Here is a 12028-nt window from a genome sequence, read left to right on the forward strand (position 1 = left end):
CCAGCGGCGGCTGTCATTTATCCATAGGTTTTTTCCCAGCGTTCATCGGATTTAGCACCGTAAGGTTACCCACCTGGGCATTATGCCTTAGAATAATTTATACAAGCCGTTCAAAAATTCTTTTAGGTGAATACAAGTATTCTTATTCAGCTTTAGCGCTGGTTTGGCACCCTGCTACTACCGGGAATTTACAGAAAATTGACGCTATGAAACAACAGGAAATGGTGAAAATGAAGCGTTTGGGCGCATTTTCAGGTGTATTGTCAGTGACCAGCTACCTTATAATTGTATTTACATCCCTGCCTGATCAGATTGTGTTCCTGCTGGCTATGTTTTTTCCAATGTTCGGAATTGTTTTCCTGTTTGTATTGCGCGAGTGGATCCGTGCGGAGCGGGTATCTTACGTTAACGAGCTGGCCTTTGTTTTCGGCAGTTTTGCATTTTGTATATGCGCCATTTTCCTTTCCGCGCAGCTCGCCGTAGAGATAGGGGTGAAGGTACCATTCCGGGATGTTCCGCCATCCCTGGGAAACCAGGTTAAGGAGGCAGTCAGGATGGTCGATATGGGCATGGACGTTGCTTGGGACATGTTTATCGGTGTCTACCTAGTGTTATTCGGGGCCGCAACCCTGCGGATTCCCATTCTTCGTTTCTGGGGTATTACGGCGGCTGTGTTCGGCTTGCTGCTCATCATTCTGAATGTATATACTTTCCCTGTTCCGCCGGGCGATGCCGGTCTGCTCGATGTCGGTCCCTTCATCGGCCTTTTTCTGCTTGCATTAAGCTTTCGTTTGCTTCTTTCTCAATCTGCTCAACCACGTAAAGTTGATAACCAATAACCAAAAAAAACGCTGGAAACTTTGTACCAAAACCTGGACCTGTACGTGATCGGGATGATCATAGACTGTGTCGCCATTGTTCTGATTGCCGCCAATGCGATCCGTGACAAAATGAATTCTCCGAACGGAGCCGAATACAATGTACCTATTAATACCATTGGCGCAGGACTAGTGGTGCTGGTCGTGCTTTCTCTCATTTTCCGGAGTGAAGGCTGGCTTATCGCATCCAATGTGCTCGTGGGCGCATCGGCTATCCCGGTCCTTGCCTGTTCCGCTTTCATGATCCTTCTGATCCTGATCGACTCGGGCCGGCACTGACCTGCAAGGCAGCAGCGGGACAGGGTCAAAGATTCCAGCCCGCTGCTTTGTCAAACTATTTTTATGTAGAATGACAATCTTGTTTGTTGTTTGAACCTCTTCTAAGTGGATTACCCAATGAGAGATTTCGATACCATACACCGTTTGCTCATTGTAAATTCCGCAGGATCATCGCTTTGCAAAAAAGATTTTCTTTCCTGCCAATTTTGAACCGGCGCCAGATCATGGTAATACATGATCAAATATGTTGAACAGGAAAAACATTCATGACTATGAAAACAGCAAAGCAAAAACAGGAGAGCTTCCGGCTCGTAACCCACTATATGTTACATGATTAAACCTGTATCCCTCCGCGTTACTTAAAATTCAACATCTAAAACGCACTAAATATGAAGAAGTATCTTGTGAAAACTTTGGCAATGCTGCTTGGAGCCGCCAATCTAACGTTTGCGCAAAGCATACCTGTTTCAAGCGGAGCAGCAATTTGTACTGATTGTACAGCACCGGGCTGGGCTGTTTTTGCCGACTCACATCCTGATCTTTCAAATACAAAGTATTGTGGGACGTCCAATCTTTCCTGGAAATTTGAGTTACCATCTCCTCCATCTGGGGCAAGGACCTTTCCTACACTCTTTGTTAATGCATCAGCTACTGAGGAAATTCAAACGACAATGACAGGGTTAGTTGTGGACAAGCATTACACGTTGTTTTTGCATGTCTTGTCTACAATTACTGGTTCCAATACAAATTATCCGATAGAGGCTCACGCAACTTTTGTAAGTGGAGCCAAATCTGACGAACCACAAAACTCGCCAAATCAAGCGTTTACGGCAAGTTTTGGCAACGACAAAGGTGTTTGGAAAAAGATAAAAATCCGATTTAAAGCTTTGGCATCGAGCGCAGTAATTCGGTTTGCGGGAGGTGCACAGATTGGTTCTTCGGGGGGAGGATATCTTGCAATCGACGTTGCAAAAGATGCCTTAGTTACATGTAACGCAGGAACTAATCAGGTAACCCTTGTGCCTAATCCTGATATCTCGTATAACTGCATTTCGACGAAAGTAAATTTAAATTCAAAGGTTACTAGCAGTACTCCTAATGGATCGAAGCTAGTGTGGTATAATGAATATGGAAATCCGAGTACCGGTCTAGGTGAAATTTTGAATTCTGATGCGTTTTCTCTTGGGGACGAAATTGGTCCGAGTAAAAAAGTATTTGCCTATTACTATGATCCGATTGCAGAATGTCTTAACTCTCCATTGTCAAGTGCAAGTCTGACTGTCACAGGCCCAAACGAAGTAGCATTAAAGGACACAGTAACTGACGCAACCTGTCCTGATAATAAAGGAAACATTACTCAATTGTTGGATGGTTTTCCTCCTTCGGGAATGTCAACTGTATGGTATACGACCAGCGATCATTCCGGTTCAAAAATAACATCTCCAAGCTCATCCAGTCCTGGTATTTACTATGCATTTCATCAAAGCATTGGAGGCTGTTTCAATACAAATAAATCAAAGGCGAAAGTTAGGGTAAAAGCGAATCCATGCCTGGTCGACTTGACGTTGAAAGTGAAGTTACAGGGAGCAATGCTTGGCAATTCGGTTTCTATGCGCAACGATCTGCAATTGTCAAATCTTTTGCCAATTAAAGACCCGTATGGAAAAGGTCAAGAAGCTGCCTCAATCAATAATCAGTTCTTTGTAGGTGGAAAGGTAGTCGATTGGCTACTTGTAGAGATACGGGATAATATGAATCCGGGTACAGTGCTGGAATCCCAAGCTTTACTGCTTCAAACCAGTGGTGATGTAGTAGATCTAGAAGGAAAATTGCCAAAATTCCTTAACCGTCCTAAGGGTGCGATCATTTCGGTAAAACACCGCAATCATCTGGCAGTAATGAGCAATGTAATTTCCTTTACAGTTCCTTCTGCCTTCTATGACTTTTCTGCTGGATTAAACAGAGCGTATAATGATCCCAATCAGCCTTCCTCACCACAGTTGGTTCAAAAAAATGGAACGTGGTGCATGTGGTCTTATGATGTAAATCAGGATTTGGCGGGTGACGCAACAGACTATAACCAGCTGTTTTCAAAGACAAAACTATCTCCATACGATGTCTATTCAGTTGAGGACATTGATATGAATGGCTCTGTCGATGCCACTGATCTTAATATGCTGCATCTTGGCAGTAAGATATCTCCATATTCTATCCTATTGAATTACTAATAATAATTTAAACCAATACGTATGAACCGGACTTTTAAACACTCATTTTTTATTGTTGCTGGCTTGTTTGTAAATGATGCATTCGGACAAACAACGCCAATTGATCAAGTAGCGCCTGGACCGCATATTCTTTTTGAAGCTAGAAATATAAAGGCAACGAATGACCCGGCGGGTCCAACGCTTACATTTGATCTCTACATGTCTGCAAGCCAGGCTTACGTAGATTATGTCGCTACAAATGGTCAAGATTTTGCGTTCCAAAGTTGTGATGTGGCATTCGATGTGGATTTTGGTACGGATGGAACTGAAATAAGTCCTAGTGTGCAATCCATTGCAAATGAGGCAACTGTTACAAATTCACAGGTTGCATTTATTAACGCACCAGTAAATTTGGCGGGCACATCACCAGCAGGTTTCGATACCCGTTTTAAATATGTTGTAATAAGAACTGAAACAAGTGATGATTTAACTACAACCCCCACTCATGTAGGGTCAGTTAAGTTAACATGGAATGCAGGGATAGTTATTGGCACACCTGAAAATGGCGCAAAGATTCAGGTGAGGACTGCCGCAACTGGTTACGATACGGGCCCAAAAGGTTCAAAGTGGGGTGATATGAGTGGTAACTCTGCGAATGAGATTGGAACCTCAGCACCAACACCTTCTGTCCCCCTCCCCGTCAAGCTCTCCACCTTCGAAGCATCCAAAGAAGGAAAACAAGTAAACCTGACCTGGTCAACAACCGAGGAGGTGAACAGCGACCACTTTGATGTGGAGCGTAGTAGGAACGGAAAGCAGTGGACTGTGATCAACACAGTCAAAGCGTCGGGAGATAGCAAGGCGGTCCAAAATTACACCGCCAGTGACAATGCTCCTCTCTCAGGAAATAACCTGTACCGTTTACACATGATTGACAAGGATGGCAGCATTGCGTATAGTAGTATCCGTAATGTTGAGTTTGATGGAGAAAGCTTATCTATGTATCCCAATCCTGTCTCGAACATTCTTTCCATTGATGCGGGTGATTTTGCGCAGGTTTCCAAAGTACGTATCCTGAATGCAAACGGAATTGAAGTTTACCAGTCAGGTGCCAAGCCTCAGGATAAGGTTGATGTAAGCAAGCTGAGTGCAGGCATGTATATCGTGAGTCTTAAAAGCAGAAATGGCGATGAGAAGAATTACAAGATTGTCATTGCAAGATAAATAGTGTGTGTTAAAGTGCAGAAAGGCAGCGCCTAAGCGCTGCCATTTCTGTTTTATACCAGTTGATTTCTCCTCTTTCACCACCAGTCAAAAGGCCGCTCGTATTTCAGAACGATCAGTCCCAGCGGAGGGAGCGTCAGCGGAGCCGAATGAATTTTCCCATGCTTTGGAATCGGATAACTTTCGATAAGGTCAATATTGAGCAGGTTTGTGCCACCATATTTCAGATCATCCGTATTGAATATCTCCCGGTAATAACCTGGGCGCGGTACCCCAATCCTGTAATTGGAACGAACATTGGGAGTGAAGTGCGCAATAAAGATCAGCTCATCTTTCTCAGTGTTACCTTTACGAACCCAGCTCAGTACACTGTTCGTCGCATCCTGATTGTCTATCCATTCAAAACCATCCGGCGAGAAGTTCTTATCGTAAAGTGCCGGATTTTGCTGGTACAGTGCATTCAGGTCTTTCAATAACTTCTGAATCCCATTGTGGGACGGATGCAGGTTTTCATTCCAATCCAGGCTGAAATCATGCCGCCATTCATGACGCTGTGCAAAGTCTGCTCCCATGAACAGCAGCTTGGCGCCCGGATGCCCGAACATATACCCGTAGAGCAGTCGCAGATTGGCAAACTTACGCCACTCATCGCCCGGCATTTTGTCGATCAGCGAATGCTTGCCATATACCACTTCGTCATGCGAGAGCGGCAGGGTAAACTTTTCAGAAAATGCATAAACCAGGCTAAATGTGAGTTGACCCTGATGGTACGAGCGGTATACCGGATCTTTCTCGAAATAGCTGAGCGTATCGTGCATCCAGCCCATCATCCATTTCATGTCAAAGCCCAGGCCGCCTTCTGAAGTCGGATGGGTGACGCCAGGCCAGGCGGTAGACTCCTCTGCCACTGTAAAAACGTCCGGGAAATAACGATGAACTACTTCATTGAAAGTCTTCAAAAAGTCAATCGCTTCCAGGTTTTCACGGCCGCCATGCCGATTGGGAATCCATTCACCCTCATTTCTTGAATAATCCAGGTAAAGCATGGAAGCTACCGCATCCACCCGCAGGGCATCGATATGGAATTTTTCAAGCCAATAAACAGCATTTGAAATCAGGAAAGTGCGTACCTCGTTTCTCCCGAAATTGAAAATGTTACTTTTCCAGTCAGGATGAAAGCCCTGCCTCGGATCGGCATGCTCGTACAGGTGCGTACCGTCAAAATAGCCGAGGCCGTGCTCATCCGTAGGAAAGTGGGAGGGTACCCAGTCGAGGATTACCCCAATGCCTGCCTGATGTAATGCATTGATCAGGAACATAAAATCCTGAGGCGTACCATACCTGCTCGAAGGCGCAAAGTACCCGGTAACCTGGTAACCCCACGAACCATAGAAGGGATGCTCCATAACCGGCAGCAACTCCACATGGGTAAAACCCATATACTGGCAATATTCCGGAAGCTCCGTTGCAAGTTCGCGATAGGTAAGGAACCGGCCTTCTTCTTCATCCTTACGCCTCCATGATCCCAGGTGCACTTCATAAACCGAAATCGGCTTTTTGAGTGCATTGGTAGCTTTGCGCTGTTCCATCCATGTCTCGTCACTCCATTCAAAATCCAGGTCCCAGACAACCGAAGCCGTATGCGGCGGAGTTTCCCAGTGAACAGCATAGGGGTCAGCCTTTTCTACTTCATAGCCGCTCAGGGAGCGTATGAAGTATTTGTAATATGCACCTTTCTGCGGCTCGGGCAAAAACCCTTCCCAAATGCCCGAATGATCCGGGCGGGCCGTCAGTGGCGAATTATCACGATTCCAGCCGTTAAAATCACCCACTACCGAAACGTAGCGGGCATTTGGCGCCCAAACCGCAAAGTATGTGCCTTTTCGACCATTTACCTCTGCCGCGTGGGAGCCCAGCTTGTTATAAATATGGTAATGCGTACCCGACCTGAACAGGCCGGTGTCGAAGTCGGTCAGCATTGCCAGGTTTTCAGAAGTTGATTTTTCAACCGTTTGATCCGTCATAACTGATTGTTTAAGCCAACACTGACTCTGTATTTGATTGTGTTTCCGTGTTTTTCATGATTGCCTTGATGCCCCTGATTGGTACACCTACCCACGTCGGGCGGTTATTCACCTCATAGTTCAGCTCGTAAATCGCCTTTTGCAGCAGGAATGTCTGCACGAGTACTTCCAGGTCTTCTTTTTTCTGCGGAATAATCGGACTGTCGCCCACAGTTTCCAGATACGATTTCATGAAAAGCCCGCTCATGTAATGGTACCATTGTTCTACAAATGGGAGAAGCTTGTCAATGTCCTCTGTACGGATTTGATTATCAAGATAAAGGCTTCCGTAAGCAGCATAATGGAAGGAGCGGATCATGCCGGCGACGTCACGCAATGCCGACCGTTTCAGTCGCCGCTCACTGTAACTACGAGCAGGTTCACCCTCGAAATCCAGGATCACAAAGTCTTTCCCGGTAAACAGAACTTGTCCAAGGTGATAGTCGCCATGTATCCGGATTTTTGCCGTATCGATTTTCCGGCTGTAAACCTTTTTAAGCTCTGTCAGGATATCTTCCTTCATTTGAATGATCCGGTCAGCCTCAGCTTTCAGCTCGGGAGACAGTTTTTTGGAGTTCCGGTTCAAACCCTGGAATGTACTGCGCACCAATGATAGCAATGACGAATATACCGAACGCTGGTAGTGCAGCGAGAACTCCTCCGGTTTGAAATCAGGCAAGTCATTGTTGGATGCCAGTGCAAGGTGCATTTCAGCAGTTCTGACGCCCAAAAGTGATACCTGTTCCACTACCGGTACATCCAGCAGATTCCGGAATGATTCGGGTATATCTTCATAACCTACCGGCTCAATCAAAGTACCGCGAAGTTCCTGCGGCAACTGGATATCTGCCGAGGACAGGATTGTTTCATTGAAGCTGTCCAGCCTGTCCAGCATATAAGCCCATGCATCATTGGCATTGGTCACCATTTCCTGCATCATTCCCAGGATCATGGAGTCTTTACCATGCTTCCATTCCACCGCACCCACAAATGCCGGAATGTTTTTGAATGCAGCTTCATGGGTAAGGAAATGTGTAATTTCCATATCCGGATTTACTGCACGGTCTACTTTGCGATACAGTTTAAAGAAATACTTGCCATCATACGAAAGTGAAGTATTGCTTTGTTCTGCCGACATTACTTTCGGTTTGATCTTCTCGGTTTCCTGCAAATGTGTGGCGAGCTGCTCATTGCCGGTAAAATGGATGGTATTTCCATTATCATGAACTGTGTGACCCTGAGCCATGTACGTAAGCAGGTATTGCTGAAATTCGAGCCCGTACACTGCGTCAAAAAGTACTCCCTCCTCGTCACCTTCTAGCTGTACCCTGGCAATCACAGCCTGCGGACAATCCTCGCGAACCTTATGTGCAAACGGATCTTTTCCAAATGCGACAGGCAGCTGGTACATCTCGGGCATGTCATTCTGGTAGGTAGTTTCCAGCAGCAGAATGTACGCAGGCAGATTGTCGCCCATTGGAATCTCAACATGCGAAATGATCTTGACACTATCCAGACCCTTTCCTTTACCTCCAAACCACCTCATTTTCATCATATAGTAAGGCAGCATCTGGTTTTCCAGCTGTTCACGAAGTGCAGGTTCCAGCAGTTTGGACCATTTATTGAGACGTATTAGAGGAAGCTCGCGGTTCTCGTCTATTTCGGGGTGTGTTTTTTGTAAAATAAAACACTGACATGCATAAGCTTCAAGTGTAAAGAAGTATGGCGTACTATCCTTTACCATCGGAAACTTGTTCCGGCTGTATATTTCAACGGGTTGATACCCTTTGTAATCGTCCAAGTCAAGCTCTACCGGCTGCGGGAAGCGCGAAAGGTTTGCCACCACCAGCATCGTTTCATCCTCGAACGTTCTGGTAAACGAAAGGATCTTACTGTTTTCCGAACTTAGAAAACGGATATCACCCCGGCTGAATGCCTTGTATTTCTTGCGGGTGTTGATCGCACGTTTCATCCACCACAGCAGCGACGATGTGTTGCGCGTTTGCAACTCCACATTGACCGACTCATAATGGTATTGGGGATCAAGAATCAGCGGCAGGTACAGTCGCTGCGGATTGGCCTGGGAGAATCCGGCATTGCGGTCTGGTGACCATTGCATGGGTGTACGCACGCCATCACGGTCACCCAGGTAAAAGTTATCGCCCATCCCGATTTCATCACCATAGTAAATAATCGGAGTTCCCGGGAAAGTAAAAAGAAGCGAGTTGAGCAACTCGATTTTCTTACGATTATTATCCATTAAAGGTGCCAGCCGGTGCCGAATCCCGAGGTTAATGCGTGCTTTCGGGTCTTTCACATAGGCTTTGTACATATAGTCGCGCTCCTCGTCGGTTACCATTTCCAGGGTAAGCTCGTCGTGATTACGCAGGAAAATACCCCACTGACAATTTTCAGGAATAGCAGGCGTCTGATCGAAAATGTCAGTAATTGGATAGCGATCCTCCATTTGCAGCGACATAAACATCCGCGGCATGATCGGGAAGTGATAGTTCATCTGGCATTCGTCCCCATCGCCAAAGTACGCAGCCGAGTCTTCCGGCCACATATTGGCCTCAGCCAGGAGCAGCGTCCCTGGAAAGTGGCTATCTACATGTTTACGAAGCTCTTTCAAAAACACGTGCGTCTCGGGCAGGTTTTCACAGTTGGTGCCATCCCGCTCAAAAAGATACGGTACTGCATCCAGCCGGAACCCGTCGACACCCATTTTACACCAGTAGTTGATGATCTTGAAAATTTCATCCCTTACCTGCTGGTTGTCAAAGTTGAGATCGGGCTGGTGATGGAAAAACCGGTGCCAGTAATACTGCCCGGCAACATCGTCCCAGGTCCAGTTTGATTTTTCGTAGTCCTGAAAAATAATGCGGGCATCCTTGTATTGTTTAGGATTGTCCGTCCATACATAATAGTTACGGTGAGCTGACCCTTTCGGTGCCTTTCTTGCCCTCTGAAACCAGGGGTGTTGGTCGGAAGTGTGGTTAATTACCAGCTCGGTAATTACTTTCAGCCCGCGCTTGTGGGCTTCTTTCAGGAATGTTTTAAACTCGTGGATCTCCCCGTAGGATGGATTGATATTATAATAATCCGCAATATCGTAGCCGTCGTCACGCAGGGGCGAGGGATAAAAAGGAAGGAGCCAGATCGCCGTCACACCCAAATCCTGCAGGTAGTCCAGTTGCTCCATCAAACCCTTAAAATCTCCTATTCCGTCACAATTTCCGTCTTTGAACGCTTTAATGTGTAGTTCGTAAATGATCGCATCTTTGTACCAATGCAAATTCTTATCAGGCAACTCTTGTTTATTTTCCATGCAAGTGTCAGTTCAAAGGTTCAATTTTGAGGATGTGTCCGGGCATTTCGTAAGGGTTCATCTGTACATAATTGTATTCGCCCTGCCAGTAATATTTCTCACCGCTCAGCATGTCACTGACCCGGTATGACTGGTGGTAATCCAACCCGAACTTCGTTACCGGCACCTTGATGTGCGCTCCCTGAGTATTATATACGTCCAGGTTGATCGCGATCAGTAATGCATTGCCAGTCTCGGTATCTGTTTTGACAAACGAAATAATGGAGTCATTATCGGTCTCGGCAAAGTCGATGTTCCAGGTGGATTGCAGGGCTGTATTTTCCCTGCGGATACGATTGACCCGCGTGATTATTTCGGCAGTACGGCTGTACCGTTCCCAGTCCCAGTGCTTGATCTCGTACTTTTCATTGTCGGTATATTCCTCCTTGCCCGGGTGCGGCGTATTGACGCCAAATTCGTACACAGGACCATACATCCCGTAGTTGGACGACAGTGTGGCAGCAAGCAAAAAGCGGATAATGTGCGCATTTTCGCCACCTTCGGCAAGGTGATGCGGAAGAATATCAGGCGTGTTGGGCCAGAAGTTGGGCCGGAAATAGTACTGCTGGTCAGTTTTGGTAAGCTCGTTCATATATTGTTCGAGCTCCCATTTGGTATTTCGCCAGGTAAAATAGGTATAGGACTGGTTGAAGCCGATTTTGGCAAGCCGCTCCATGATCCGCGGACGTGTAAATGCCTCTGCCAGGAAGAGCACCTCGGGGTTTTTTCTCCGTACTTCTCCGATCATCCATTCCCAGAAGGCAAATGCTTTTGTATGCGGATTATCAATACGGAATACTTTAACTCCCTTTTCAATCCAGAAATCAATCACACTTTTCAGCTCATTCCAGAGGTTTTCCCAGTCTTTTGTTTCAAAATCAAAGGGAAGAATGTCCTCGTATCTTTTGGGCGGATTTTCAGCATACTGAACTGTACCGTCGGGCCGCCACTTAAACCATTGCGGATGCTCCTTTACATAAGGATGATCCGGCGCGCATTGGTAGGCAATGTCCATCGCAATCTCAATGCCCAGGTTTTTTGCCGCCTGCACCAGTGCTTCAAAATCTTCAATGGTACCCAGCTCCGGATGCACAGCTTTATGCCCACCCAGCCTGTTACCAATCGCCCAGGGCGATCCCGGATCGGTGGGCGCGGGGGTAAGTGTATTATTGCGCCCTTTGCGCTTCATCTCACCGATGGGGTGAATGGGCGGGAAGTATAAGGTATCAAACCCCATTTTGGCTACTCTCGGCAGCAGGCGTTCTGCATCTTTGAAAGTACCGTGGGTTTGGGGAGTGGCAGCAGCCGAACGTGGAAAGAACTCGTACCAGGTACTGTAAGCCGCTTTTTTACGCTCAATTTCAAGCTGGAATGTTGTGGGGAAAACAGTAATGCGATTTGTAAACCGGATCTTGCCCACTGCTTCGGCAACACTCCCGCTGATGGCCAGATTTACGGCAGCTTCCCTGTTTTTTTCATTTTTCAGCTGTTCTGCCCATTGTGAAAACAGCGGTTTGTCAGTCTCGGAAGCAAGTGCCCCGGCTTCATCCAGCAGTTCAACTCCGATAAGCAGCTCCACAGCCAGGTCCTGCCCGGCTTCGTACTTCTTGACGAGGCCCTTTTTCCAGGTTGTATAATGGTCTATCCAGCCCGTTACCCGATATTCGTAAAAGCCGAGCTTCTCCGGACGCCAGGTAGCTTCCCACTGATCATTGATCAGGAACTGCATAGCAACTTCATCCCAGTGCTGATCATTTTCATGTTTGAAAACAATACTGGCTGCTACTGAGTCGTGGCCGTCACCAAAAATATCTGCAGTAACTGTTATGCTTTCACCTATTGCCCGCCTGGCCGGATATTTCCCTCCTTCGATCTGAGGAGTGACATTCGTAATGATTACGCGTTTCCTTCCTTCCTGCATATTTGAGTATGGACATTGGTTTTGTACCGCACTCCAATCAAAACCATGCCTGAAGAAAGCAGATGCAGGTTTATTACCCTATGTCGAAT

7 protein-coding genes are annotated in these 12028 nt (G+C 46.6%); 4 read left to right on the forward strand and 3 right to left on the reverse strand.

What is annotated here, in order from left to right; genetic code table 11:
- Positions 1 to 206: 206 nt before the first annotated feature.
- The 4 genes from HWI92_RS00765 (at position 207) to HWI92_RS00780 (ending at position 4588) form a co-directional block, all read left to right on the forward strand.
- A complete protein-coding gene (locus HWI92_RS00765; RefSeq protein ID WP_204660309.1) occupies positions 207 to 839 on the forward strand; it encodes a hypothetical protein in 633 nt (210 codons plus the stop codon).
- A 21-nt stretch (positions 840 to 860) separates the two neighbouring features.
- Positions 861 to 1157: a hypothetical protein gene (locus HWI92_RS00770; protein WP_204660310.1), complete on the forward strand. Its 297-nt coding sequence runs from the start codon at positions 861 to 863 to the stop codon at positions 1155 to 1157.
- Between the two features lie 389 nt (positions 1158 to 1546).
- Positions 1547 to 3385 (forward strand): hypothetical protein, encoded by a 1839-nt coding sequence (locus HWI92_RS00775; RefSeq protein ID WP_204660311.1) that lies wholly within the window; start codon positions 1547 to 1549, stop codon positions 3383 to 3385.
- A gap of 21 nt (positions 3386 to 3406) precedes the next feature.
- Complete coding sequence (locus HWI92_RS00780; RefSeq protein ID WP_204660312.1) at positions 3407 to 4588, forward strand: T9SS type A sorting domain-containing protein; 1182 nt, start codon at positions 3407 to 3409, stop codon at positions 4586 to 4588.
- Between the two features lie 77 nt (positions 4589 to 4665).
- On the opposite strand, the gene glgB is transcribed toward HWI92_RS00780, so the two are convergent.
- Genes glgB through HWI92_RS00795 form a run of 3 tightly spaced genes read right to left on the reverse strand, consistent with a single transcriptional unit; the run spans position 4666 to position 11939 of the window.
- Positions 4666 to 6612, reverse strand: coding sequence for a 1,4-alpha-glucan branching protein GlgB (glgB, locus tag HWI92_RS00785; RefSeq protein WP_204660313.1), 1947 nt, complete (start codon positions 6610 to 6612; stop codon positions 4666 to 4668).
- 10 nt (positions 6613 to 6622) lie between these two features.
- A complete protein-coding gene (treS, locus tag HWI92_RS00790; protein WP_204660314.1) occupies positions 6623 to 9979 on the reverse strand; it encodes a maltose alpha-D-glucosyltransferase in 3357 nt (1118 codons plus the stop codon).
- Between the two features lie 7 nt (positions 9980 to 9986).
- A complete protein-coding gene (locus HWI92_RS00795) occupies positions 9987 to 11939 on the reverse strand; it encodes an alpha-1,4-glucan--maltose-1-phosphate maltosyltransferase (RefSeq protein ID WP_204660315.1) in 1953 nt (650 codons plus the stop codon).
- Positions 11940 to 12028: the final 89 nt, after the last annotated feature.

The organism is Dyadobacter sandarakinus, from assembly GCF_016894445.1.
GTDB classification, from domain to species: domain Bacteria; phylum Bacteroidota; class Bacteroidia; order Cytophagales; family Spirosomataceae; genus Dyadobacter; species Dyadobacter sandarakinus.